This is a genomic window from Candidatus Formimonas warabiya (assembly GCF_002777255.1).
Taxonomy (GTDB): domain Bacteria; phylum Bacillota; class Dehalobacteriia; order Dehalobacteriales; family Dehalobacteriaceae; genus Formimonas; species Formimonas warabiya.
Map to the genome: position 1 here is coordinate 4,363,046 of NZ_CP017634.1, position 25,811 is coordinate 4,388,856.

Annotated in this window: 20 protein-coding genes and 2 pseudogenes; 16 read left to right on the forward strand and 6 right to left on the reverse strand. The window is 41.0% G+C overall.

Features of this window, described 5'->3' with window-relative positions; all coding sequences use genetic code 11:
• Positions 1-98: 98 nt before the first annotated feature.
• The gene (locus tag DCMF_RS19805; RefSeq protein WP_214658753.1) at positions 99-1,577 is read right to left on the reverse strand and encodes an ATP-binding response regulator; all 1,479 of its coding nucleotides are present in this window, start codon (positions 1,575-1,577) and stop codon (positions 99-101) included.
• Between the two features lie 342 nt (positions 1,578-1,919).
• Between DCMF_RS19805 and DCMF_RS19810 the strand changes: the two genes are divergently transcribed.
• From DCMF_RS19810 to DCMF_RS19830, 5 genes are all read left to right on the forward strand, one after another.
• Entirely contained in the window at positions 1,920-2,861 is a 942-nt protein-coding gene (locus tag DCMF_RS19810) for a DUF3231 family protein (RefSeq protein WP_214658754.1), read from the forward strand.
• 400 nt (positions 2,862-3,261) lie between these two features.
• Entirely contained in the window at positions 3,262-4,905 is a 1,644-nt protein-coding gene (gene ilvD, locus DCMF_RS19815; RefSeq protein ID WP_148136024.1) for a dihydroxy-acid dehydratase, read from the forward strand.
• Between the two features lie 328 nt (positions 4,906-5,233).
• Positions 5,234-6,619 (forward strand): L,D-transpeptidase, encoded by a 1,386-nt coding sequence (locus DCMF_RS19820; RefSeq protein ID WP_148136025.1) that lies wholly within the window; start codon positions 5,234-5,236, stop codon positions 6,617-6,619.
• 350 nt (positions 6,620-6,969) lie between these two features.
• A complete protein-coding gene (locus DCMF_RS19825; RefSeq protein WP_148136026.1) occupies positions 6,970-7,302 on the forward strand; it encodes a PadR family transcriptional regulator in 333 nt (110 codons plus the stop codon).
• Positions 7,296-7,811 carry a DUF2812 domain-containing protein gene (locus DCMF_RS19830; protein ID WP_148136027.1) on the forward strand — a complete coding sequence of 172 codons (516 nt, stop codon included), beginning with the start codon at positions 7,296-7,298 and terminating at the stop codon, positions 7,809-7,811. Before DCMF_RS19825 ends, DCMF_RS19830 begins: the two co-directional genes overlap by 7 nt.
• Positions 7,812-7,957: 146 nt before the next feature.
• Here the strand turns inward: DCMF_RS19830 and DCMF_RS19835 are convergent.
• A pseudogene (locus DCMF_RS19835) lies at positions 7,958-8,194 on the reverse strand (NADP-specific glutamate dehydrogenase); the annotation flags it as partial.
• Positions 8,195-8,492: 298 nt separating this feature from the next.
• On the opposite strand from DCMF_RS19835, the gene DCMF_RS19840 reads away from it, so the two are divergent.
• From DCMF_RS19840 to DCMF_RS19860, 5 genes and pseudogenes are all read left to right on the forward strand, one after another.
• Positions 8,493-9,161 carry a corrinoid protein gene (locus tag DCMF_RS19840; protein WP_148136029.1) on the forward strand — a complete coding sequence of 223 codons (669 nt, stop codon included), beginning with the start codon at positions 8,493-8,495 and terminating at the stop codon, positions 9,159-9,161.
• A 329-nt stretch (positions 9,162-9,490) separates the two neighbouring features.
• A complete protein-coding gene (locus tag DCMF_RS19845; RefSeq protein ID WP_214658755.1) occupies positions 9,491-9,781 on the forward strand; it encodes a DUF1330 domain-containing protein in 291 nt (96 codons plus the stop codon).
• 167 nt (positions 9,782-9,948) lie between these two features.
• The gene (locus DCMF_RS19850; RefSeq protein WP_148136031.1) at positions 9,949-10,644 is read left to right on the forward strand and encodes an alpha/beta hydrolase; all 696 of its coding nucleotides are present in this window, start codon (positions 9,949-9,951) and stop codon (positions 10,642-10,644) included.
• A 55-nt stretch (positions 10,645-10,699) separates the two neighbouring features.
• Positions 10,700-10,795 (forward strand): annotated as a pseudogene (locus tag DCMF_RS19855) (class I SAM-dependent methyltransferase); the annotation flags it as partial.
• Entirely contained in the window at positions 10,789-11,088 is a 300-nt protein-coding gene (locus DCMF_RS19860; RefSeq protein ID WP_148136032.1) for a transposase domain-containing protein, read from the forward strand. The pseudogene DCMF_RS19855 and the gene DCMF_RS19860, both read left to right, overlap by 7 nt.
• Before the next feature lie 303 nt (positions 11,089-11,391).
• On the opposite strand, the gene DCMF_RS19865 is transcribed toward DCMF_RS19860, so the two are convergent.
• The 4 genes from DCMF_RS19865 to DCMF_RS19880 all read right to left on the reverse strand — a co-directional run bounded on the left by DCMF_RS19865 (position 11,392) and on the right by DCMF_RS19880 (position 17,206).
• Positions 11,392-12,834, reverse strand: coding sequence for an aldehyde dehydrogenase family protein (locus DCMF_RS19865; RefSeq protein WP_148136033.1), 1,443 nt, complete (start codon positions 12,832-12,834; stop codon positions 11,392-11,394).
• Between the two features lie 186 nt (positions 12,835-13,020).
• Positions 13,021-13,761 carry a cyclase family protein gene (locus DCMF_RS19870; RefSeq protein WP_214658756.1) on the reverse strand — a complete coding sequence of 247 codons (741 nt, stop codon included), beginning with the start codon at positions 13,759-13,761 and terminating at the stop codon, positions 13,021-13,023.
• 321 nt (positions 13,762-14,082) lie between these two features.
• Positions 14,083-15,654, reverse strand: a complete 1,572-nt coding sequence (locus DCMF_RS19875; RefSeq protein ID WP_148136035.1) for a BCCT family transporter — start codon at positions 15,652-15,654, stop codon at positions 14,083-14,085.
• A gap of 115 nt (positions 15,655-15,769) precedes the next feature.
• Positions 15,770-17,206, reverse strand: a complete 1,437-nt coding sequence (locus DCMF_RS19880) for a trimethylamine methyltransferase family protein (protein WP_148136036.1) — start codon at positions 17,204-17,206, stop codon at positions 15,770-15,772.
• A gap of 556 nt (positions 17,207-17,762) precedes the next feature.
• Here DCMF_RS19880 and DCMF_RS19885 point away from each other — a divergent pair.
• The 6 genes from DCMF_RS19885 (at position 17,763) to DCMF_RS19910 (ending at position 25,728) form a co-directional block, all read left to right on the forward strand.
• A complete protein-coding gene (locus tag DCMF_RS19885; RefSeq protein ID WP_148136037.1) occupies positions 17,763-18,323 on the forward strand; it encodes an RNA polymerase sigma factor in 561 nt (186 codons plus the stop codon).
• Positions 18,324-18,815: 492 nt separating this feature from the next.
• Positions 18,816-21,104, forward strand: a complete 2,289-nt coding sequence (locus DCMF_RS19890; protein ID WP_214658757.1) for an MrcB family domain-containing protein — start codon at positions 18,816-18,818, stop codon at positions 21,102-21,104.
• Positions 21,079-23,505: a restriction endonuclease-like protein gene (locus tag DCMF_RS19895; protein ID WP_148136038.1), complete on the forward strand. Its 2,427-nt coding sequence runs from the start codon at positions 21,079-21,081 to the stop codon at positions 23,503-23,505. Before DCMF_RS19890 ends, DCMF_RS19895 begins: the two co-directional genes overlap by 26 nt.
• A gap of 708 nt (positions 23,506-24,213) precedes the next feature.
• Positions 24,214-24,684: a toll/interleukin-1 receptor domain-containing protein gene (locus DCMF_RS19900; RefSeq protein ID WP_148136039.1), complete on the forward strand. Its 471-nt coding sequence runs from the start codon at positions 24,214-24,216 to the stop codon at positions 24,682-24,684.
• 17 nt (positions 24,685-24,701) lie between these two features.
• Positions 24,702-25,112, forward strand: a complete 411-nt coding sequence (locus DCMF_RS19905) for a TIR domain-containing protein (protein ID WP_148136040.1) — start codon at positions 24,702-24,704, stop codon at positions 25,110-25,112.
• Positions 25,113-25,182: 70 nt separating this feature from the next.
• Positions 25,183-25,728, forward strand: a complete 546-nt coding sequence (locus DCMF_RS19910) for a hypothetical protein (RefSeq protein ID WP_148136041.1) — start codon at positions 25,183-25,185, stop codon at positions 25,726-25,728.
• Positions 25,729-25,811 lie beyond the last annotated feature (83 nt).

The following is a 25,811-nucleotide window of genomic DNA, read 5'->3' on the forward strand; positions in this document are numbered from 1 at the left end:
AATAGCATACAACAATAAAAAAAAATGGAAATTCGCTAGGTAATATAAATGTTAGGAATAATTAAAAAGTTAGGGAGATCGTTAATTCTTAAAAGATCCTAGAGATCCGGTTGCTTTATCCTCTCTTTAAACAATACTGAAATGGTTGTTCCGTTATTGCCGGTCACTACCTCTATTGAAGCATTATTCTTTTCTGCAATGTTATAGCAGATGAATAAACCTAAACCGGTACCGTTTTCCTTGGTAGTAAGAAAGGGCGTGCCTAGGTTTTGGAGTATTTTTTTGTCCATCCCTTTACCATGGTCCTGTACTGACAAAACTACCTTACCATTTTCTTTGAAAGTTCGGATGGTTAGGCCATCACCTTCGCTTGACGCATCCAATCCATTGCGGACCAGATTTAAAATGAGTTGGCGAATGTCATTACCATTTATAACCGAATTGGGAATATCGCCCAAGTCTATTTCCACAAACATATTGTTCATGAGGGCTTCACCTTGAATTAAGGGAGCTATGCTTTGGATGATCCTGTTAAGGCTTTCTTCTCCGGCTTCTGATGTTTTATCTTTAGCCAAAGTCAAGAAGCCTGAGATAATAGAACCGGCTCGATCCAATTCATCAAGCATTAACTCAAAATATTCCTGATACTGTGCAAAATCGTTATTGGAATTAAGCAACTGCAAAAATCCCCACACAGTGGTCATAGGATTTCTAATCTCATGAGCAATTCCTGCCGCCATCTGCCCAACCAAGTTTAATTTGTCGAGGCGCGCCATCTGCTCTTCTATGCGTTTACTTTCGGTAATATCCCTAAATACCATAACCACACCGATAACTTCACCGTTGGTGCTTCGAATAGGAGCGGCAGAATCAGCAATGGAAAGCGTTTCACCATTCTTAGTAATAAGTCCGGTATGATTTGCTAGGCCAATAATAAAACCCTCTTTGATTACCCTATCTACAGGAATCTCAGCGGGTTCAAGACTTATTTCGTTAAATATTCTAAATATATGATTTATCGGTTTGCCGGTGGCCTCTTCTATTGAATAGCCGGTTATCTGTACAGCTACAGGATTTATAAAGGTGACAGTGCCGTTAATATCAGTTGTTATCACAGCATCTCCGATACTTGATAGGGTGACGCGTAACCATTCTTTCTGATCCATGATGTCCTTATCCGCCTGTATATGCATATTATTTAAAATAGCATCAGTAATTTCACTTTTTACCGAGGGGATAAATTGATTCGGGTTGTCCGAATAAATATTTTTGAAAATCCCATGTTTAACGGTTTTAACGTGACGTTCTTGACCGATTTTTTCAGATAAGATGAGGCAAGGGAAATCCAAACCGCTTTCTTCAATAATCTTCATAAACGACAGTTCATCAAACTGCCCGGTACTGATATCGACGATGACAATATCCCAGGGACCATCCTTTAAGGCAGAAACAAGATCTTCAGTGGAATGTACCCTTTTGTACGTTTGGTGATAACCATTACTATGAAGAGCTTTTAAGGCTACAAGCGAATTCTCCTCTGATTCTTCCACCAACAAAAGTCTAAGTGAGTCAATCATAGCAATTCCCCCCATAAGTCATATTTTGCCTCGCCTTTTGGAAATACAGTTTTCAGGTTTGAGCTATACATATTTCCATAAGGTATCCCATCAATCCTCTATTTCTTGGGCAATATTGTATGTGCTGGTAGAAATACTTTATATTTCCGTTCTGCAAATTACATAATATTCCATAAAAAAATAATAGAAGATACAGGATAATATTACTTGAATCGACAAAATCTAAACGTTGACAGAGTTAAATTAAGATTAGTTAGCGACTACGCGCCACATTCGAAAGAGATTTTACTCATGATTGAAACAGAGGTGTTAGATTTGCTTTTTAAAAAAAAGGCACCTAAGATGTTAGATACTCAAGAGGCTTTTAATCTTTGGGATATGCTGCGCACCCGGTATGACAGTATGGAGCAGATCCAGGTATTTCAAAATTTTATTCATGATACGGATTTTAATATATTAGTTAAGGTGACCCTTTATGGGTCCTTTGAAAAACAGATAAATGAGCTGGAAAAGCTCATGAACGATTATGGTTTGAGCTTGCCCCGGAGACCGCCAAAAAGTGTTCGTACACCGGCCAACACGGAAGCAATTGAGGACCGTTTTGTGGCCACTATCTTAATGACCCTGCTTCAAGAGAATATCAGTATGCATCTGCGGGCCACTAGGAGTTCTTTAACTTCCGACGATCTCCGAAAGGTATTTGCAAAATACTTAAAGAGTGAAATGGAGATCTACAATAAAGCCGTAAAATATATCAAGCTCAAGGGATGGTTTGGAACACCGCCTATCTATTTGCCGGATCAATCGGATGTACAGGAAAAATTGGACTCCGGCGAAGCCTTTCACCTATGGGATCACCTGACGGCCAGGTATGATACTCTGGAAACTACGCAAATTTTTAAAAATTTTGCCCATGACCCCGATTTTGCTACCATTCTTTTAATGGGCTTTGCTGGTGTTTTACAAAAACAAATTAACATCTTAGAGAAGGAAATGGATCATTTTAGTTTGCCGTTGACGGACAGACCCCCTAAAAGCATCAAATCCATCACGAATCAAGATGCTCTTGAGGATGAATGGATGTACCGTTGTATTTTTACCGGGATGCAGTTCATGATTGAGCTCCATGCTACGGCACTGAAACAGAATGCGACAAACGACCGCCTTAGGAGTGTATATGAAGAGTTCCTCTGGGAAGAATTAGATACGCTTGATCATTGGATTAAATATGGCAAAGCCAAAGGTTGGCTGCGCCACGCCCCAATGTATAAGACGTCATCCTAAGTGAAAGTCGTTTATGCTTCGCAAATGTTTAAAGAAATGTCGGAGGGGCAGAACCGGAAGGGGCGCACGTTTGAGGGGCGTGTGGGATAGAGGCTTCGTGGTGCATTCCACGGGGCTTTTTTGTTATTGATAAGCTTTAAGGATGTCATTATTATTAAAAGAGAAGTTATAAACATGATTAGCGGATGAGGTGGATGCATTCAGAAAAATGTTTTGGGCGGATCTTTTATTGGCACTGCCCTGCGTGAGGATCTGTACGCGGTTATCCGGCCATTGTGCCCCGGATTTCTTGCAGCGAGGTACATATTGCCGGTTTCAATCATTTGGGGGCAGAAGCTGATGATCAATGGAAAAACGGGTTGGTTGGCCGGTAAAATATTGAATGAAAGGATACTAAAAAATGGTCAATAAATTTTGGGATGGGCCGGAGGCGGCGCATCGGAGGGTGGTTTATAAAGGCGCCGGTTATTCCGACAGCGATATTCGGAATAAGCCTCATATAGGGATTGCCAATACTTACGCGGAAAATAGTCCTGCCCATATTCAAATGCGTACTTTGGCAGATGCGGTCAAGCAGGGTATCTGGGAAGCCGGCGGTGTGCCGGTGGAATTCGGCGTTCCTTCTACTTGCGGCAATGTTGCCATCGGTACCGAAATGATGCGCTATGAACTGGCAGGGCGGGATGCTGTGGCCATGAGTATCGAATTTGTTGCCAGCGTGCACCAGTTTGATGGAATGGTGATGTTAGCCTGTTGTGACAATATTATTCCAGGCACTATTTTAGCAGCGATACGGAAGAACATCCCTTCTATAGTACTAACCGGTGGCCCTATGTTTCCGGGAAACTATCAGAATAAGCCCATTATCACACCGGATGTGAATGTTGGTGTGTTTGCCGATACCATTCCGGAAGATTTTTGCGCTATGGAAGATGCTGCTTGTCCCGGTATCGGCGTTTGTGCTGTGATGGGGACTGCCAATACCATGCAGATTTTAGCCGAGGCTTTGGGTTTGTCTCTGCCAGGCAGCGCTACTATTCCTGCCGCCTTGGCAGATAGGGTGCGCGCAGCCCGTGAATCCGGCCGTCAGGCGGTACGGCTTGCCAAAGAAGGAATCAGGCCCCGGGATATTATCACCAAGGCTGCCTTGGACAATGCGACAACAGTGGATCTGGGTATTGGCGGGTCCAGTAATGCAGTCTTACATATATTGGCCATTGCCTATGAATTGGGTATTCCTTATTCCCTGGATGAATTTGATAAACGTAATCATGTTCCCTGTATTTGCGGAGTGCGTTCTGCCGGGCCTTATTCCGTTGTTGATTTGCATTTTGCCGGCGGAGTTCCCGCCGTGGAAAAGATTCTGGAACCCTATTTGGACACCGGTGTCAGAAATATCGCCGGCACCATCCTGCACGATGTGATCAAGGATGTTCAGCCTGTTTTGGGCGGCGTTTTGCGGCCTTTGGATCAGCCTTGGCATACTTGCTCCGGGATTACAGTTTTAAAAGGAAATCTTGCGCAAAACGGGGCGGTTATCCGCACCACCGGGGTACCGGAAAATATGCTGAAATTTTCCGGCCCGGCCCGGGTTTTCAATAGTGATCATGAATCTTTCTTGGCGATCACCAACGGGAAAATCAAGGCGGGAGACATTATTGTATTGCGCTATGAGGGAGTTAAGGGTTCGCCGGGGATGAATGAATTGATGCAATCCACCGATGCTTTGGTGGCTCTGGGTTTGGACGATTCCGTGGGTTTGATCAGCGATGGCCGCTTCTCCGGCTTCAATCATGGGCCCATTGTCGGGCATATTTCTCCCGAAGCGATGGAAGGCGGTAATCTGGCTTTTGTGGAAGAAGGCGATCTGATTACTGTGGATTGTTTCCAGAAAGAATTGACTCTTCATGTTTCCGATGAAGTGTTGGCTGTGCGGCGTAACCATTGGCAAAAACCTCAGCCTAAGATTACCAAAGGGATGATGGCTTTATATGCAGCTACGGCAAGACCGTCTCACGAAGGCGGAGCAATGCAGAATTGGTAGCCTCGTCCCCTTGGCGCTTATCCGATAATGACAAAATGTCAAATCAATCTCAAAAGGAACCCAGGTAGCTTTACCAACATCATAGCCTTAAAAATGCTCAAACCGGTACTTTAAACCAGTATCGGTTTTTTTTATCCCTTTTTCAACCACTTCCCTGGTGCTTTCCTATATCAGAAATGGAAAAGATTGACCGGCATCTTTGTGCACCTGGGTTTTTTAGGGGACATGACGTTCCGGTCAATCTATAGCAACACTGAATACATAATTGATAATGATTTGAGAAGGATATATCTTAAGGATTTTATAAAATACTGGAGTGAGGATACTGATGAATAGGAAAATCACGATATTATTAGCGTTCGTTGCACTAATTGTGGTATCAAGTTATGTATATTTGAGCACTGTGCCTCCATCTCCCCAACGACAGCCGTTAAGCCCCTCAGAGAACTTGCCTGGAGAAGATAAACTAGCCAAATCCGACAAGGAGGATGTGGAGGAGAATATCAACGGCTACAGCCTTGAAGAGGACCTAAGGATCAACCAAACCACAGAGGAGGAGGAAGAAAATAGAATATCCGGCCTTAGTCAGCAGCAGCAAGCACAGTTGATGAAAAAAATAGAGCCCAACAAGATGAACACAGTACTTCATGAGTACAACACTTCTCTGCCTAAAGGAATTAATAATAAAGTGCAGTACTTTTACTATAACATTTCCTACGATTATTTCCTTATTACAGCAGAAAATGGTGCCGATATCCGGGAAAACCCTGCGGCCGACTCCACCGTTGTTGCCAGGGTAGAGAATCTGGATAAGGTGTCCTTGCTTCAGCGGGCTGAAGGTAAAGAATTTCAGGGTTCAAATATTTGGTACAGGGTAGCATGTAAAAAAGACAATCAAACAAAAGAAGGCTATCTGCACGCATCAACAGGTACCCCCAGGGCCTTCCGGTTTGACAAAATGCTGGCTGCGGTAAACCAGCTGAAGCAGCAGCTGGCCCAGGGGGAATTACACTTTATCAGCAACTATAAGAATCAGAACGGTGCCCCCCCTAAAAAGGGTGACGCTGCAATAGATGAGTATGGATACCGGTTTTATCACAGTGCTCCCGCATACCTGCGGGCAGATACCGGCAGCGAATTCCGGTATATACCGGACGGAATCCTGGTGCGAATATTAGATGAGACAGATGAGTTTTATCATGTTAATGTTCCTACTTTTGGGGGAAATTACTATGTGCCGAAAAAGTACATTGACCGGGCTGCCACATTAAGCTGGTTGAACCATGTGGTTGTAGTTGACAGAAATCAGCAAAACGAGGCTTCCTTTAAAGTAGGTGAAAACAGTCTCGACCTTGTTTCATATACTTTGGCTACTACAGGAATACCAAGCGATTTCTCCTTTGAAACTACCCTGGGCAGTTACAAGGCCATTGAAAAAAAAGACCGGTTTGAATATATCCAAAAGGGTACTGAAGAAATTGGGGGTTACGCGCCCTTTGCCATACGTTTTACCGGTGGGGCTTACATTCACGGTGTTCCTGTGGAATATGAGGTAAAGGACGGTGAGAAGGTGGATCCCGGGACGATAGAATATCTCCATACCATTGGTACAACTCCTCGCTCAAATATGTGTGTGCGCAATTATACCAGTCATGCAAAATTCCTTTATAACTGGATGGACATCAAAAACGGCGCTGTTATTGTTATAGAATGATGTCAGGAAACTTTTACTCAAAGCAGTCCCTCTGGGTTGTAAGGGGGGGGCGGGGCTGTTGACAACATCCCAAATTTACGGTGACGTAAGTTAGGGGTGTTTTTTATTGCCTAAAATGTGATGCCGTGAGGTGATTTCATCAGTGCGAAGTTGCTGTCCGCGGTATTTTTATGCCCATTTTTACAACCCGGACTACTTGGCAAATTTTGAATTCTTCCAGTGCCGTTAGGCGGGGCACAAGAGGCGGTTCTTCGATTTGCATAATAGTTTATTAAACAAATCGTTGACAGATATATCATAATACGATATATTTAATATATCGGCAGACGATATAAGAGAGGTTGATAGATTTGGATAATAGCTCACCTTTGACCGAGGCATTATTTTATATTTTGTTGGCTGTGCGAAGGCCGAATCATGGATATGGAATAATTCAGAATGTCAGTGAAATGACAAGCGGCAGGGTCTTGTTAGGCCCAGGAACATTGTATGGTGCGATTAACTCCATGCTTACGAAAGGTTGGATCAGTTTATATAGTGAGGATAAAGAATCTAGAAAGAAAAAAGAATATTTGATTACGGGTATGGGAAGAGAAGTATTCAAAAATGAAGTTAAGAGGTTAAAGGAACTTCTTGAGAATGCTGAAAAGATCGATGAACAAGAGGGGATGAAAAAATGCTAAAATTCAAACTATACTATGATAAAGATGCTGAAGAAGAGTGGCTCCAGAAAATGTCTTCAGAAGGGTGGGCATTAAAAAAATTCTTTCTGGGGTTTTATACTTTTGAGCCATGTGAGCCTGGAGAATATAATTACCAGATAGATTTACTTGATAATTGGAGCGGTAATAAAGCAGATTATGCCTCTTTTATGGAGGACCTGGGAGTAGAAGTTATTGATCAATGGTGGCGCTGGGTCTATTTAAGAAAAAAGGCAGTAGATGGTCCATTTGAAATGTATACGGATGTAAATTCAAAAATTGCTTTATACAGTAAGATTCTTAATTTTTTCAAGATCTTTTTAGTTATCGAGTCCATTTGTTTCTTCATAGAGTTCGCGGCCACAATAAGAACAGGTTACTTTATGTTCGGGGTATTTTCAGTTTTGCTTGGGGCAATTTCTTTGGCGATGTTAAAGATGGTTTGGAAATGCAAATGGAAAATTGAACAATTAGAACAAGAAGAAATATAGGGATGAAGGCAGAACGTCCCCTATTTCGAGTCCCGCCCGCCGGACCACATAAATTCTGATAGAGGAACTCTGGTTGATTAGAAGCCAGGGTTTCTTTTTGCTTTGTAACGTAAATTCCTTATGTAAATCTTACATTTATTTTCCCTTTAAATGAAGCCTTGATCCAGCATGGCCTGGGCCACTTTCGGAAAGCCGGCGATATTGGCCCCTGCCACAAAATTACCTTCCATTCCGTAGTCAGCGGCAGCTTTTTTGGATGCCTGGAGAATGCCGGTCATGATATCCTTGAGGCGCTGGTCGACTTCTTCAAAGGTCCAGGAAAGATGGAGGCTGTTTTGAGACATTTCCAGTCTGGAAGTGGCTACCCCTCCCTCATGTAGGGCTATTAATGGAAGCTCAGGTATTATCGTTCTGGCATGTGGATTGAGAACTTAGCTGCCTTATTTAGATATCCGGGCAATGCTGGCGATAGTAAAGGGAATGGAAGCCAGTAGTTAAATTTATATTTCAAGACTCAACAAGAGTATTACCACAGTTAGTAAGGATAACCTCCTGACTATCTTGATTGCTAATGACGTATTCATAGAGGGGATTAGGAGCAAACCGCATAAAGTGCCCAAGCATTAATATCTTAAGAAGATAGGATATAAAAATGAAAACATATGATGGAGGAAAATAATAATGAGAAAGAAAGAAGAATTATTGCGGTCTCTTTCTGATTGTGTCAAAGATATGGAAGATGAACAAGTTGTTGCAGTAGCGGAAGAGTATATTACCACCGGTTATCCTGCCTTGGACGGGATTTTACACGGATTAGTAGACGGGATGCAAAAAGCGGCCGCCCTGTATGAAGCAGAAGAATATTTTATCCCAGAGCTTCTGCTCTGCTCTGATGCCATGTATAATGGTTTAGCCGTTTTACGGCCGCATATCCAGCAAACAACGCAGGAAGTTAAGCACAAAATCGTTATCGGCGTTGTGGAAGGGGATATTCATGATATCGGCAAAAACTTGGTGCGCATCATGCTCGAATCCGCTGGGTACGAAATGTTTGATTTAGGCCGGGACGTTCCCTTGCGTGATTTTGTTAACAAAGCCAAGGAAGTAAATGCCGACATCATTGCCTTGTCTACTTTAATGTCCACTACTATGCCAGGTATGGCCAAAGTTATTGATATGTTAAAGACCGAAGGAATCAGGAACAATGTAAAAGTCATTATTGGCGGTGGCCCCATCGCCCCGGCCTTTGCCAAAAAAATCGGTGCTGACGGCTATTCCTCCAATGCTCTAGATGCAGTGAAGTTGGCAGACCGCTTGATGGGTAAAGAAGCGGCAGCAAAAGAGGCATAGAGAATTATGGAATATACGCAGAAAGAGGCTTTTTGCCACTTAAACCGCCATGCATATTGCGCAATGTGAAATAATTTTGAGACTGGGCAAAGATGAGAGAATGTCGGCTTTTATCCCGATGTTCTCTTTTCATATATATGATCTCATAAGATTAATGCAAATAATTCGGAGGAAATATAGGGAACCTGTGGAATTCTTAAATGAAATAAACTTTGGAAATTTGAAAGTGAAGGCCAGGGATGCCATTAGTTAAGGTTAATCCCAATTTTTTTAATAATGATGCTCAGACTAATTTTGTCCCGGAAACTCATACAAGGGAGGGATCAGTTATGGCTGCATATCTTGTTGTCAGAGTGGATATCAAGAATTGGGAGGAATACAAAAAGTATTTGAATGTTACTCCAGCAATAATTGAGAAGTATGGCGGAAAAGCTCTTGTTCGAGCAGGAGAAATGGTAACACTTGAAGGCCCGGAAGAAACAAGAAGAATTGTGATTCTTGAGTTTCCTACTATGGAGAGAGCCAAGGAATGGTACAATTCTGAGGAATACCAAGAGGCAAAGAAACTGCGTGAAGGGGCGGCAATCGGCGAAATCATAGCAATTGAAGGCATAGAATAGCGGTCATATTTAAGATAACCCCCTGCACAGACATATTTCAGAAACAACTTTGAGTGAAAAAGAAATCTGGACAGACGATCATTCAAACAGTGTCTCGTAACCGTCAGAAAACAGATAAATGTAAAATTCTCTTTATCTATATTATTTGGGCATCAGTAGGAGGGCCTATGGAAGTATTAAAAATTCAGGGCATTCCCGCCATCGTTTACGGAAAGTCTTCAGAAAAGCTGTTCATGTTCATTCACGGTAAGAACGGATACAAAGAAGAAGCGGAGCCGTTTGCTGCAATTGCCTGCCGGAAGGGTTATCAGGTCCTGAGCTTTGATTTGCCGGAACATGGTGAACGCAGGAACGAAACAGATACTTTCAATCCTTGGCACGCGGTTCCGGAATTCAAGTGTATCCTATCCAATGCAATGGACAGATGGGATCATATTAGTGTTCGCGCAAACAGTATCGGCGCCTATTTCTCTATGCTCAGCTTTACAAAAGAATTAATTGATCTTTGCCTGTTTGTATCACCTATTTTGGATATGGAGCAGTTGATCAGCAATCTGATGAAATGGTCCGGCGTTACGGAAGAACATCTAAAAGATCAAAGAATCATCCCTGCAAATTTCGGAGAAACGCTGTCGTGGGAGTATCTGAGTTATGTCCGGAGACACCGGATTGCAGAATGGGATGTTCCGACGTCAATTTTGTATGGCACGGCGGACAATCTAATAGAAAAGAAAACTGTAGACGCTTTTGTGGAGCAATTTGATTGTAAACTGATGGTAATGTCTGGTGGCGAGCATTGGTTTCACACACCGGAACAACTGAAAGTGCTTGAGCGGTGGACAAATGATTCTATACCCGATTGACGTCATGTAAGTGCCGTATTATCCATATTAAGTTATGTAATGGGTGTGATAAAATTTGAAAGAAAACAAATATGACGACAAGCTATTTTTTGAAAAGTACAGCCAAATGGACCGCTCCGTGAAAGGGCTTGCGGGAGCAGGAGAATGGGAGCCGAGAGAAGCATCCGTCCCTTTGACCAGGGAAGGGCCAACTGGATGACCATCAAGACCAATCGGGGTGGCAGCAGTGCGGCCATCTACAGCGTGGTGCAGACCGCATTGGCAAACAATCTGAAAGTCTATGATTATCTGGTGTATCTGTTCAAGGAGATGCCGAACTCCGATCTGAACAATCATCCGGAACGGATTGACCGATTTGTCCCCTGGTCAAAACAACTTCCGGCAAATTGCTACCAAGGGCAATCCCTATATAAAATCCATTCTATGTCAGGTCGCATGGGCTGATGTCCGCTGCCGGGGTTCGAGTTTTTCGTCTCGGTTTTGGTCACATCAAGGGAAATTGGGTAAAAAGAAAGCCATTATTGCTGTAGCGAGAAAAATTTTAGCACTGATACACAGATTACTAAAATTTGGAGGGTTCTACGACCCAGTAGTAGCATCAAGCTAATTCAATCGCTGAGCAATAACGGCTATCTATTTTTAGCATAAGTTCCTGTCTTTCCCAAGAAGATGTTATTTTTTGTTGCCCATTTTTGGACCGCGTAACCATTCTGTTTTCATATTAACCGTCCCTATTGCTTCTATACCTTATTTGGTATTCAGTACAGATTTTAGCACATATGTTTTGACTTGGCTCATTTCTTCCAGAGTACAAGAAACCCCTTCCCGTCCTATACCGCTCATCTTGCATCCACCAAAAGGCATTTCCACATGACGGTAATTACAGCCTCCATTAATAACGACAGCACCACTCTTCAGTCTTGAGGCCACTTCAATCGCCTTCGATATATCTGCTGACATAATCCCGTTTTGTAGGCCATATTTCGTTTGATTGGCAATCCGGATCGCTTCTTCACCAGATGAAAATTCAATGATTGGAAAAACCGGCCCAAACACCTCTAGATCCTTAGAGATATCCATTTCCGGTGTAACATCGGTTAATACGGTCGGTGGGAAGAAGGTCTTATTAAATCTTTTTCCCCCATAAATACATTTTGCACCTTGCTCAATGGTATGTTTTATCCCTTCCTCCACCTGTATCGCTGCTTTTTCACTAATCAGGCAGCCCATTTCCGTACAGGGATCCAGGGGATCTCCAATCACAAGTTTACTTAATCTATTTACTAAAGCATTGGTGAATTTCTCCTTTATTTGCTCGTGTACAAGAAATCGTTTGCTCGCACAACACATTTGACCCGCGTTGCCGGCCCTGGTCCGGACTGCCTCTTCAACAGCTGATGCCAGATCGGCGTCTTCAAAAATAATGAAGGCATCGTTCCCCCCTAGTTCCAAAAAAACCCGATGTAAATACTTCGCCGCATCTTTTGCTATTTCCATGCCTACTTCTGTACTCCCGGTCAGGCTAACCCCATTGATCATTGGGTTGTCCACCAGCCATTTGCCCACTGTGGAACCTTTACCGGTTACTATCTGTAGTGCATTTCCGGGAACGCCGCATTCCAAAAGTATTTCCGACAATCGGAGGGCCGTTAAAGGATTATCCGAGGCCGGTTTGACGATCACCCCATTGCCGCAGGCCAATGCAGGGGCCACCTTCTGAGCAAAGAGATTGGCCGGAAAATTAAAAGGAACGATACATACTATCACGCCCAGCGGTTCTCTTCTGGTAAAGGAGATGTCCTTTTCCATTCCTTCATGAATGTCGGGCATCACCTGCCCATACAGGTGATTGGCCTTTTCCGCGAAACTTTTAAATATTAAAGAAGTATTGCTAATTTCTTTTTCCGCTTCTTTAATGGTTTTTCCCGTTTCACTGCTCAATAGAGTTGCCAGCTCATCCCTTTGCTGTTTAATCCGATCCGCACATTTAGCAAGGACAGCGGTACGCACATATAAAGATAAAGACGCCCATTCTTTTTGCCCCTTTCCAGCATGATGCAGGCAATTGGCAACATCCTCCTTTGTAGCATTGGGAACTGTATCTAAAAACTTTTGAGTCGCCGGGTTGACAACCATGATTTCTTCTCCCGACTTGGCATTAACCCACTCTCCGCCAATTAGCATTTTCATAAATGACACCTCCCAACATAAAACCTTTTCAATATCCTTAGGGTTAAACACTGCCGCTCACCGACGGCATACACGATGCGCCGTCGGAAGCGGCTGCCTCTAGGGCACCAGTAAATTTACATTTTTATTAACATACCGTACGCACCTTGCAACCGGGCTTTTCCAAATATAATTTTGACCATGAGATCAATCGACATCTTCGATTGCAATAACGCGGCACTGAGCCCCGTCGGCGCCCACGATTTTTAACGGTAAAGCGACCAACAATACTCTGGGTTTGGAAATAGCTGCAAGATTGGTCAGCCATTCAATCAGAATAATATTATTGGGCAAAAATTTGTAATGATTAGGGCATAACTCTTTATTAGGCAGTAACGCACCGCAATGTTCACAGGGAACCACCGGCGGAATATCTGTCATAAAATCCTGAGCCAATGCCACGATTTTTTTGGAAATCAGCCAATCAGCCGCATCCGGCGCCAGCCAAATCATTTTCTCCCAAAAGAGCTTTTGGCCAAAAGCCTTATCGGTCCAACCGGTACGAATAATAACCGTATCACCCGGCCGTACCTCAGCGCCGGATTCCTCCAAATCCTTAGCAAAAACCCCCTCGCCGGGCTGTTTATGGAGCATATCAATCACTACAGCTTCATTTACCAATTGAGTAAGGGGAACCTTTTCATTGGTGATACCATTGACATCAAAATGAGCCGGAGCATCATAATGGGTAAAAGCCTGGGTAGTTGATTCATATCGCTGGACAAAGGTCCCATCTTTTTCCACAGTGGCAATTGTTTCGATTCTTGTCGGTACGGCTTCACCGCCATATACCAAAGCCCGTGGGAACTGGATCCATGCGCCTTTTGAGGGGACAATATCCAAACTTAAATCGATCATTTTTTTCCCTTCAAGAATGTTTTTCATCATTATTTCTCCTTTCATAATGGGGTAATATGGTAATACTGCCTTACAAATATTGAACTTTTTTGAAGATATAACCCTCCTTTCATATATTTCAACACATAAATAAGCGTATTATTTACATGTTTTTATCTACACCAAGTTTTTATCTACACAATGTTAGACAAAATAAACCATGGAAATACTTCATCATTACTTAAAATAATATAAAGGTACCCCTTTCAGCCTAGCGGTCCGGCAGACATGCCGGGAAAAACAAAAATGCAGGCGCACCACTCCGCCTGCATTAAAAGTAAGATCTTTACATAAAACCACAATTAAAAACATTTATGCTTTTGTTGTAAACAATGATTTTATGCGGGTGCCAATATGCTGTGTTTCTGGAAGATTTCCTTTTTCGTATAACACATCATTTTGAAAAGCTTTAACCATGGACCACGCGTACACTACTATCGCAAAGGAAATGGGTAAGCCTCCGGCTATCACTGCTGTCTGCAGCATTGGTAGGCCGCCAGATGTCATGAGGATGATACATATTATGCCTAACGAACTTCCCATCAAAATTTTCATGCCATTAGCCGGGTTTAAATTCCCTTTACTCATAATCATACCTAAAACAACAGCCGCAGCATCCGCTCCTGTAACAAAAAATATCACAATACTGATGATAACAATGATCCCTATGAAAACATGAAACGGTAAGGTACTCAGCAATGCAAAAATGCCCGCGCTATAGTCTTTTTGAACTAATGCCCCAATATTAGCGCCTTTAAATATTTCTGCATAAAGCGCATTGCCTCCCAGTAGTGTAAACCAAATAAACGTAAATACAAGAGGTACAATCATCACACCGAAAACCAGTTGCCGTACAGTCCGTCCCCGTGATATTCTGGCAATAAACAGACCTTGCCATATATTAAAACTTATAGACCAGGCGAAATAAAATACTGTCCACCACCCTAACCAGGGACCTTGCTTAACCGGGTCTGTGTAGAATGACATCCAAAGAAAATTCTGGAGATAGGAACCAATCGTATTAGTGAACAGGTTTAAAATAAATTTCGTTGGACCAAATAAGAAAAAGAAAGCTATTAATCCAAACATCAACCACGTATTAACTTCGCAAATAATTTTAATCCCGCGGGTGACACCTCTAACAGCTGAATAAACAAACATAACGGTAACTGCGGCAGTGATCCCTATTGCAACCGTGTTGTTAAAAGGTATCCCGAATAACTCGTTCATACCATATTTAATCATCATTACACCAGTACCTAAAGCTGTGGCCTGGCTAAAGATAATTGCAATGGCCGTGAAAATATTTATTACTTTGCCCCAAAATGTGTTTTCCGGATTATCCCCCAAGACTCCGATTAACCCTGTTGCTGTTGTCATCGGCCTGCCCAGCCTATAGGCGAAGTATGCTATCGGTAATGCTACAACAGCACCACCGGACCAAACGCTTGCCCCCCAATGAAATATCGTTACGCGCATTGCTACTTCCGCCGCCTCAGGTGTTGCTGCCGCTATTCCGTAAGGAGGATCTAAGTAATGCATCAAAGGCTCCGCTACGCCCCAAAAAATTAATCCCACACCTACACCAGCGCTGAATAACATTGACCAATAGGCAAAATCACTGTATTCCGGTTTTTCATGGTCTTTACCAAGCTTAATTCTGCCAAAGCGGCTTAAAGAGCACCATGCACAAAACATCACATATCCTGCTGTCACAAATAAGTACCACCAGCTAAAGTTCGAAACAGTAAAATTAAAGGCACCATTAGCTAATGCACCGAGTAATTCTGTATTAAATAGTCCCAAAGCTGTCAATATGATCACAAATAACAATGTGACAGTAAAAACCGGCGTGTCGATTACTCCTAAGAATTTGTTTTTCATGGAAATACCCCCTTAATTGTTAAGGTAGTGCCAAAGGCCACATGAAAGGCTTTAATCTTTTTTCATAAAAATTCCCCCCTCCGTATCATGTTTTTAATCATATTGTCTAAGAAATTTAGCCATTTATTACCATGCTTATATATTGCCTCAATTCTTTATCAAGTGCTTCATCAATCATTGATTCCGGGGAGCTATCAAGTATCTCTTTGCACTTCCTGTTCGCTCTATCCATTACATCTTCAGAACCTGCGTCTTTCCAAGTCGCATATGATTCCCAGTCTGATATGCCGGGCATCCATATTTGCCGAAAATGCGCAAGGGTATCCTGGTGGGTCAAATAAGAGCCACCAGGCCCCACTTCCTTAATCAGATCCAGGGATAACGCCTTTTCAGAGGTGTCCACCCCTTGCACAATCCGTTTCATTCTTTCAAACAGTTCTATATCAATAAGTAACTTCTCGAACGAGGTTGTTGTCCAGTTATCTAAACACCCCAAAGACAACCCAAAAAGATGGACCCCTGCCAGGGTAGCCAACATCATATTTTGCATGGTTTCATATCCCGCCTGGCAGTTTACAGTTTTTGCATTGTTTCCTCCACAAAGTGTTCTGGTGGGCAGATGGTATAAAGCTTGACCCAACTGACAATTAGCTATATTAATTAACATTGCCTCTGGCGAAGCATAGTTCGCGTTTGCCCTTTTCATATCTGCAACCGATGCCATCGGGGTATATACCACAGGATTTCCAGGGTTCATCAATTGAATTAGGACAATTCCCGCCAGGATTTCTGCATTTACTAATACTGATGTCCCAAAAAGGCTTAAAGGACCGGTTATTCCAGCCATTGGCGCACTATAAAGATGAATTGGCTGGTTTCGCTTTACATATTCACTGATCACACCTAGTACATCAGCAGGATAAGTAAGAGGACTTATCGGCCCGCAAATATTGGCTAAACAATAATTTTTTTTCAAATAATCTTTGGCGCCTACAGCTATTTCAAACATATCCATTATTTGCGAAACTTCGGATACCACATATCCCTCTGTATGGGTACAGTAAGGGAAAAAAGGTTTATCAGTATGTTTTAATGCTACATAAGTAAAATAAAGGTGCTTTACCCTTTTATCTATATCCGCCGGATCCCCCGGGTTGCCTCCTACTACACTTACCGCATCACTTGCCTGATAGATTTTTTGGGCAGTTACACAATCCTCCAGTGTACACTTTCTGCGGAACTTCCCTTCTTGAATATATATTAGGCCTTGGGTTGCATGTACATGAAACCCTTTACCTACAATTAGAGAATGAGTATCGTTTCTCGCACGCCATTTAAATTGACTAGGACACTTTTCTAAGGCATCCTCAACCATTTTGGGTGAAAGATAGACAATATTACCATTCACTTTAGCACCGTGATGTTTAAACCTTTCTATTGCTTCTTCAGAAAGGAAAACGACTCCTATTTCCTGAAGAATTTTCAATGATGCCTCATGCACCCTTGTCAAATCCTCTTTAGACAAGACTTCAATTTTATTTATTAATGTCATAATCAGGGCCTCCTTTTTAATATTACTAATTCGTTTTAACCCCAATGCAAAAAAGGAACTCGAACCTTTAAACGGACGTTGCTATAATAATAACAAATCCATCTTACGGCTGACTTCCTTCCTCTTTGACTTTCTATTATCCTGCAAAACCCCTTTACGCTGTCCTTAAAGTTTCTGATGAAAACTGTAACCAAAACAATTAATTTACTTTCCGCGGTTACTGACAGTGAATTTCGTCTTAACCTATTATATTAGACAACAGAAAGAACTAAATTACTTCAAAGTTAATCATTGATTTTAAATTTTTCCGTTTTTAAGTACCATATAGATACTATCGTTGCTATACTTCAAAAATCGTGTCGAAAAATAAAGTATTGCTTTTTCACCCTTCTTATCCCAATTTTATAACCTGTAAAAAGGGAATGAAAACTAACATAAACAATAATTTGGTGTTATAATAATATGGAAATAGGCGCCCTGCAAATATTCTGACAGATTCAAAATCATAATTCTCTTTCTTCATATCGACATGATTATCATAGGGAGTTGAGGTCTAATGTTGACGTCAGAGGATAATCAAAATCAAGATAATGAATTTGTATATCGTACTTTGGCTGGGGACATTACTGCTTTTAATCAACTTACGTGCAAATACCAAAAGTATATCGAAAATCTTATGATAAGAATGGGTTGCCTCCCTGAGGATGCCAAAGGACTAACTCAGTCGGTTTTACTCCAGGCATATTGTAGTTTAAGTAGTTTTAAAAAAGAATCCAAATTCAGTACTTGGTTACATGCAATTGCCTTAAACAAATGCAGGAATTGGCAGCGTAAACATTCAAAAGCAAAAAGATTTCAGACTTACATAATTAGTACACTCTGTGATAACGATGCTTCGCCTGAAAACAAATACTTGGAAAAAGAGTTTATTACACAGTTTAGAAAAGCGCTTAATTTACTGCCTCCCAAATACAAACAGGTTCTTGAAATGTTTTATTTTGCCGATTTTTCTTATCAAGAGATTGCTGACAAGCTGGGTTCCAGCCCCCGGACAATCGAAACCCGGCTCTACCGAGCTAGAAAGATGCTAAAAGATAAACTCAGTTCCATTAATTAAAAAACGAAGCGCCAGGGACGGTTAACATATGCCAAGGTGACGGGGGTGTCGACAACACCTCAAATTTACGGTGACGGAAGTTAGGGTTTTTTTTAATTTCCAACCAATTGTTTAAAGGAGACTGGGGCCGGTAAATATAGCGATAACGCGATTGTCAACAACCCCGTCTCCCTGGCATTCCGTACATCAAGAAGAATAAAAATTCTTATCAAATCGGTAAAAACCGAGAACCAGGAAGATGCAATAGAAGACATAACATTAAGAACGTTCCCTGTTACATATTTATGGAAATAAAGGGATTATCGGCAACTCCGTGATTCCCCTATTGTTTTCATAGAAAAAGTCAAACCGGCCGGGCAAGAGATGCCGGTTTTTATTTTGCCCTTTAGGCGAAAATTTGATTTGCTGGTGTAATTTACTAGAAAAAGGCAGGAAATTGCAGAAAATTAGAGAAATAGGGAATTAGTTACACCTTGTGTGATGATTGATTCTATGACCAACGGTGGTGAGACAGTGAAACTTCCTCAATTTTACGATTATATAGGTCCCGAAAATAGTCTCTCAGGGTATCAACGTTCCTATAAATTAGTCTTAATGATTGCCTTTCTTGAAGGTATGGACGCTGAAGGCAAAATCCTATTAAATGATTTAGCCCGACAGTTTAAAGAATTCTATATTGAGCGAAAAAAGCAGGGATTACTGGCTGATATTAATCCGGACCCTGCGATTGCCAATGTGGAAAAAGCCAGTCTCTCACAAATCATATCCGTGATCCGGTACAATCCCTTGAATGCTTACCGCTCAAAAGGAATTCTTTATGTTGAATCAGAGGGTAATAGAGAAATCGTTGTAATGGATCGAGAAATTTTTTCTGAGATCACACCTGCTGAAAAAGAAAAGCTAATCTCGCTTTTGGAAAATAAACTGAAACACTACTACTCTTGGGATAACCAGAGGGAGAACGTATCAATGGACACTGACACCTTTAAAGGTTATTTGCAAAAGGTCATGGATGAGTATCTTAGTGCTAGTAGCCAACCATTTGCCGGACATGCGATGGGAGAACTATTACGTAAGATCATCCCAGGTTATATTGAAAAACTTACATTTATTAATAAAAGTCGCTATAAAGTAAATGGTTCTATTGGTAAGGGAAGTTGGACAAAGTATCCCTGGATTGCAGTTTTAGATAGGAATATCACTGAAACTACGCAAAATGGGGTTTATATTGTCTATCTTTTTTCTGAAGATATGCAGAGATGCTATTTAACCTTAAATCAAGGGTTTACAAAGCTTAAAAATGAGATAGGAAAACCAGGTGCCCTGAAGAAAATGCAAGACATCAAAACCGTGATAAGAAGCAAAGTAGATATGCGTGGTTTTAATACTGATAGCAATATAACGCTGGGAAATGAGTTCTACGAACAGTGTACGATTTGTTATCGGCTCTACCAGACAGGAAACCTGCCTCATGATCGAGAGCTAATCAGTGATCTTGACCTGATGATGCAAATCTATAAGGATTACTATGCATATTGTGTGGGAAACAAACCTGATGAATCTGAAAAACCGGAGATAGGTGAGACTGAAAAACAAAGTGGGATAATAGAAGAACCGGAAACTCCGGAGATGATCAGTGACTATATCGTTAAGGACGATATTGATCAAATCCATCTATTTTTTGAAAGCAAAGGTTTTGTATATGACAAGTCACTGCTGAAAAATTTCTATCTAGCTTTAAAGGCGAAACCTTTTGTGATCCTTGCGGGCACTTCCGGCACGGGAAAAAGCCGCTTAGTAAGACTTTTTGCCGAAGCCCTCAATGCGACACCTGAAAATAGAAGGTTTAAACTGATCGCTGTTCGACCAGATTGGTCTGATTCTACAGATTTGTTGGGTTATCGTGACCTTAATGGGAGATTCCATCCCGGACCATTGACCACCTTTTTAAACGAAGCACGAAAAAATAGTGCACTCCCTTATTTTCTTTGCCTTGATGAAATGAATCTCGCCAGGGTGGAGTATTATTTTAGCGACGTGCTCTCTGCCATGGAGACACGAAGAATTGATGAAGAGGGAAATTTCCGCACTGATACCTTAATAAGTAGTGAATCTTTTGCTGGTGATGAGGAAGCAAGGCATAAATATGGTGCTCTCTATCTCCCGGACAATGTCTATATCGTGGGTACCGTGAATATGGACGAAACTACTTTCCCTTTCAGTAAAAAGGTTCTTGACAGAGCCAATACCATCGAATTCTCTCAAATAGATTTACAATTAATGCCGTCCCAAACAGTAGCTCCTGTTTTAGGACGGACCCTCCATAATTCCTTTATGAAAGGACAATTCCTGACCCTGAGTGATTGTATGACAAGTGACGAAATCATCAGCCAAACCATTGGTGAATTAATGCGGATCAACCGAGCATTGAATATAGCAGGATTACAGGTGGGCTACCGCATTCGGGACGAGGTTTGCTTCTATACCATTTATAATGAGATGTTTGAGCTACTACCTTTTGCCCATGCCATGGATTTCCTGCTTTTACAGAAGATCTTGCCGCGCATACAGGGAAGTAGCAGTGCCATCAAACGTACCTTGATTGACCTATTTAAAATATGTATTGGCAATGATAGCGCAACCTTGAACCCGGAAGATATCAGTGTGTACGAAAATATGCAACAATCTCTACCAAATGCCATCTATCGCTTTTCAGCAGAAAAACTTGTCTTTATGATGCGGAGGTACGAAGAAGATGGATTCACCTCCTATTGGCTCTAACGCACAAGAATTAATTTATATTCAAACATCGACCTTTGACTTGACGATGAAAGGCAAACCCTGCCACCCCAAAGCAGAGATGTTGGGAAGGCCTGGTCAATCATGTTTTTCGGTATGGAGTAATGAACCCTTTGCATTCTACTCCTGGGCATCTCAAGAAACCATAGATAATCCCCTTAGCCCTGGAAGGCATGACATCCCAATAGTGCCCCTGTTCTTTGAACATCAAGATATTGAGATGATCCTGGAAAAGAAAAAGGAGATTGAGCTGACATTTTATCATGAATCTCCCTTGTTTCAGAATAAAATTACTCCTGTCGGCAGAAGCGGAAAGATCCTGTCTGGAGTGATAAACTTTGGATGTGAGGTTGGTTTTTCAAATCTTATTTTTAAAGTGGATGGACTGGAAGTGCTCTCTATCACCTTAGAGGTATTTCCCTCCAAAATTGATTATCGAAATGACTACCTGGCAATTCTCCGGGACGTAAATGATGAAATACACAACTTGGCCTATGATTTTCTTAAACGAACCTATCTCTGGTCTGGGTTACGTGATGAATATGGTAACAGTCAGACTGAATTCTATAGCATTTTTAAAACCATCTTTCAGCGTTTTCTCCAATCAACTGATGTAGTTTTGCGTGCTCCCTATCATGTATTGCAACAGAATATGGAGATTGTGCCGCCCCATCGTGCGAAACAAATTACCAATGCTACTTTACGCTATATGGAAAAACACCAGCAAAGTTCCCACTTCCAAAATGGGCATTTTATTCCCCAAAAAGTCTTGAGTGTACGGAAGCAGATGAGATTTGATACCTTTGAAAACCGAATGGTCAAGCATATGCTACTTTCTGTGATTCGTCGCCTGGAGCAACTTCGTGTTCAAAGCAGAGACAGGGGAGAGACATTGTTGAACCAGCTGAGCGGCATGATAACCCAGCTAAGACGACGGGTCGATCACAGTTTTTTACGAGAGGTAGGAAATCTGCATACTTCAAATGCCCTATCATTGGTCTTCCATGCCGCCCCAGGGTATCGGGAGCTATATAAATACTATCTAATGCTATTCAAGGGGATTGCCTTAACGGGAGATTTATTTCGGATATCCATGAAAGATCTTGCTGTTTTGTATGAGTACTGGTGCTTTATCAAGCTGGGAAGTCTGCTGCGTGAGAAGCATGAACTGATCCAACAGGATCTTTTGCGAGTTGATCATAATGGCTTATTTGTTACGATTAAAAAGGGCCGACGAGCCCAGATCCGTTTTAGAAATAAGAAAAATGGTGAGATATACACACTTGCCTATAACCCCCGATATGCTGCTATCCCTCTCCAACGACCAGACAATGTGCTTTGTTTGGAAAAACGTCAGTCTGATGTGCAGTATCAATACATCTTTGATGCTAAGTATCGGATCAATCCAGCATTGGAAGGAACGGGATACTATTCGCAATATGGACACCCAGGCCCCGAAGAAGACGATATTAATGCCATGCACCGATACAGGGATGCCATTGTAGCCGAGCAGGATGCCCAAATGTGGCGTAATCTTTTTGGAGCGTATGTGCTGTTTCCCTATAATAATGAAGAATTGTATCGAAATCACCGTATGTATAAAAGTATAGAAAAGGCAAACATAGGGGGTCTTCCGTTCTTGCCCGGTACAACGGGTATGGTCCGGGAAATGATTGATGGTTTAATAACCATTTCACCAAAATCAGTTCTGGATACAGCTATTTTGCCCGGGGGAATTGAAGAATGCTGGCAGGAGATTGATTTTAATATTAAAGATGTTCTTGTTGGGGCGCTCAGAGGTCCGGAACAATTAGATGTTTGTTTACGATACGGATTTTACCATATCCCCTATAAGCGCTTAAATAAAGAACGTATTGGAGTACGATTTATCGCTCTATATCAGTCAAAGGAGCTTTTTAGGGATAGTGCCGGTATCTCATACTTTGGAGAAATTATAAAATGGGAGGTAATTCCGAGAAACCAAATTACTGAACTACCTTCAGTATCGGATGAGTTATATATAAAATACACCGTTCGAGAATGGGTAAAACGAGATAAGCCAATACAACCCAAGGAATACGGCGTACGATCCCATTTATATACCAATTATAAAATATTTGAGCGTGCAGAGCAGATACCGGAACTATGTATTCGTTCAGCGACGGAGTATAGGTTGTATTTAGAACTGAAGAGAATTACTAATCAAGTTAGTATGAAAGTAAATAGGGATCAGGTCCAGAATTTTGCCATAGAAGATGGGCGAATTTGGTTGGAAGAAGGCAATTTAATTATTGCCAAGTCTGGACATATAAAGATGATTTCAGTACAGGATTTTAAGAAAAGGCCGGGTGCCGCTGTACGGAGTATTTGTGAAACTGGGTAACCGATCATGATAAGATATTTAGCATAAGTAAAACCGTTTCCTTAGTACTCCCCCAGATTAAGGAAGTACAAAATGCCTATTTTAAAATCTATATTTGTATTTATAACTGAACGGTTTTCACTATTTGAAAATGTTTTTTTATAATTATATTGCTATGCGATAATAGGGGCAATTGCGTTTTCTATTGCATTTGAAATGGTCGGCAAATTATATCGATTAGATATAATTGATGGAAGCATGATTGGCAGCCTACTTCATTGGGCGATTAGATTCATTGTTTTTGTGGCGCTATTTTTATTGGGATCGTTTGTAATTTGGATTGTTAAGCTAATAACTGCAGTTCCTATATGGCTGTGGTTTACCTTGCTTGTAGTTGGGCTGATTAGCGTTATCATACATAGCTATAAAGAAAGTATCAAGGGGACCGAGTGATTCTTAATTACCTAATTTGACCATAAGTATAGCTGCAGCATATCCACGCATCACTTGTAGAGGTTCCTAACTCATTTGTTATAACTGATTTTCGGAAAAGAGTGTCAACCCCGTCCCCGAGACACCCTGGAGTTCGCGGCAACAATAAGAACAGGTATTATGATGTAAATCTGTTATATTGTGAAAAAATTTTACAGACTACCAATTTTCGACATTTATTATCTACACAAAATATTATAATTAGATAAAATATATATTTTTGTGAGGTGATTTGCATTGAAAGTTTTTATTTCTCATAAACGTGAAGATAATGCTACGGCTCTAGAAATTCAATCGCGACTCCGTTTTTTAAAAGTAGATGCTTATCTAGATATTCTTGAAGGTGATCTCCTTTTAAAAGGGGAAAAACTTACTGCTCATATAAAAGAAAACTTGAATTCATGCACAGATTTATTAGCTGTTATATCACCTATCACTCAGGAATCGTGGTGGGTACCTTTTGAGATTGGAATGGCTGCACAAAATGACTTTCCTATAGTTAGCTATATCAAGGATTATGTACGAATTCCAGATTATCTGAGTTATTGGCCAAAATTAAAAAGCTATTTAGACCTAAACAAATATGTCGAAGCAAGAATAAAGACTGATAAAGAACTTATTTTAGAAAAATCATATCCATTACAAAAATATGCTTCTAAGGAATCTCCTACAGAGAAGTTCTATAAGAACTTGAGATCAATATTGTAAAAGGAGGTATGCTAGCAATGGCTGATCCAAGAGCATTTATTAGTTTTGATTTTGACCATAATGAAAATGAGAAGATTTTGTTTTTAGGACAAAGCAAAAACTCCAAGACACCATTTAATATACAAGATTGGTCTGCTAAGTCTGCTATGCCACAGAGTCAATGGGAAAAGATTGTTGAAGAGAAAATAAGTAAATGTAATATGTTAATTGTTCTTGTAGGAAAATATATGGCAAGCGCTACAGGTGTTGCTAAAGAAATAAGAATGGCAAAAGATAATAATGTTCCTATTTTTGGAGTATATGTTGGTGGGAGTAATTCTCAAAGTAATTTGCCTACTGGATTGCAAAGGAATCGTACAATTTCGTGGGATTGGGATTCAATAGCATCTGCTATAAAACAAGTTATGGAAGAAGGAAAAAATTCATAGAATTATAATATGTAGATTTATTTCCATAGGTTTCTAAATATATAACTTATTTATTAAGGAAGAGGATTTTATGAATATTCCTGCTTTTTTGAGCTATCCACAGCCATATTTAAAAAAGCAGTTTGATTTTATGAACTATATAAAAAGGTACCTATTAGATAGAGGTATAGAAACCAGGACATTGGGAGTTACTGATTATGATATGGAAGAACCTCTTACTGCAATAAGACGTCTAATGCTTGAATCTAATGGCCTTTTAACAATAGCGTTTAGAAGAGCACAGATAGAGAAGGGTACTGGCAAGCCTAATCCTGACATTGAAAGTGTAAGAGAGTACTCTCTAGACAATAAGTGGCTAACAAGTCCTTATTGCCATATAGAGCCTGCTATGGCTTTTCAAATTGGTTTACCAATTTTGATTTTTAGAGAAGAAGGAGTAATTGCTGATGGCATTCTTGAAAAGGGAGTAACAGGAACATACCTACCCGAGTTTAACCTTGATTATGGCGTAGACAAATACTTTGAATCTGAAGAATGGAAGCAACTAATTGGCAAATGGGAGTGTTATGTTCGAAATGTTGCGATAAAAAAAGGGTGCCCACCAAAATTGTATTAGAGATAGCTGTATAATGATTAGGGAGCATTCCTGTAACGAAAATTGTTGAACTTTGAAAAAGAAGACGCCTGGCAATAAAATAG

Excerpts from the sequence above, each read along its gene's own strand:
- DCMF_RS19850 (WP_148136031.1), top strand. The coding sequence starts at position 9,949 with ATGGAAGTATTAAAAATTCAGGGCATTCCCGCCATCGTTTACGGAAAG.
- DCMF_RS19840 (WP_148136029.1), top strand. The coding sequence starts at position 8,493 with ATGAGAAAGAAAGAAGAATTATTGCGGTCTCTTTCTGATTGTGTCAAA.
- DCMF_RS19880 (WP_148136036.1), bottom strand. The coding sequence starts at position 17,206 with ATGACATTAATAAATAAAATTGAAGTCTTGTCTAAAGAGGATTTGACA.
- DCMF_RS19845 (WP_214658755.1), top strand. The coding sequence starts at position 9,491 with ATGGCTGCATATCTTGTTGTCAGAGTGGATATCAAGAATTGGGAGGAA.
- DCMF_RS19865 (WP_148136033.1), bottom strand. The coding sequence starts at position 12,834 with ATGAAAATGCTAATTGGCGGAGAGTGGGTTAATGCCAAGTCGGGAGAA.
- DCMF_RS19910 (WP_148136041.1), top strand. The coding sequence starts at position 25,183 with ATGAATATTCCTGCTTTTTTGAGCTATCCACAGCCATATTTAAAAAAG.
- DCMF_RS19905 (WP_148136040.1), top strand. The coding sequence starts at position 24,702 with ATGGCTGATCCAAGAGCATTTATTAGTTTTGATTTTGACCATAATGAA.
- DCMF_RS19875 (WP_148136035.1), bottom strand. The coding sequence starts at position 15,654 with ATGAAAAACAAATTCTTAGGAGTAATCGACACGCCGGTTTTTACTGTC.
- DCMF_RS19890 (WP_214658757.1), top strand. The coding sequence starts at position 18,816 with ATGACCAACGGTGGTGAGACAGTGAAACTTCCTCAATTTTACGATTAT.
- DCMF_RS19830 (WP_148136027.1), top strand. The coding sequence starts at position 7,296 with ATGCTAAAATTCAAACTATACTATGATAAAGATGCTGAAGAAGAGTGG.
- DCMF_RS19885 (WP_148136037.1), top strand. The coding sequence starts at position 17,763 with ATGTTGACGTCAGAGGATAATCAAAATCAAGATAATGAATTTGTATAT.
- DCMF_RS19805 (WP_214658753.1), bottom strand. The coding sequence starts at position 1,577 with ATGATTGACTCACTTAGACTTTTGTTGGTGGAAGAATCAGAGGAGAAT.
- DCMF_RS19895 (WP_148136038.1), top strand. The coding sequence starts at position 21,079 with ATGGATTCACCTCCTATTGGCTCTAACGCACAAGAATTAATTTATATT.
- DCMF_RS19810 (WP_214658754.1), top strand. The coding sequence starts at position 1,920 with ATGTTAGATACTCAAGAGGCTTTTAATCTTTGGGATATGCTGCGCACC.
- DCMF_RS19820 (WP_148136025.1), top strand. The coding sequence starts at position 5,234 with ATGAATAGGAAAATCACGATATTATTAGCGTTCGTTGCACTAATTGTG.
- ilvD (WP_148136024.1), top strand. The coding sequence starts at position 3,262 with ATGGTCAATAAATTTTGGGATGGGCCGGAGGCGGCGCATCGGAGGGTG.
- DCMF_RS19870 (WP_214658756.1), bottom strand. The coding sequence starts at position 13,761 with ATGATGAAAAACATTCTTGAAGGGAAAAAAATGATCGATTTAAGTTTG.
- DCMF_RS19860 (WP_148136032.1), top strand. The coding sequence starts at position 10,789 with ATGGGAGCCGAGAGAAGCATCCGTCCCTTTGACCAGGGAAGGGCCAAC.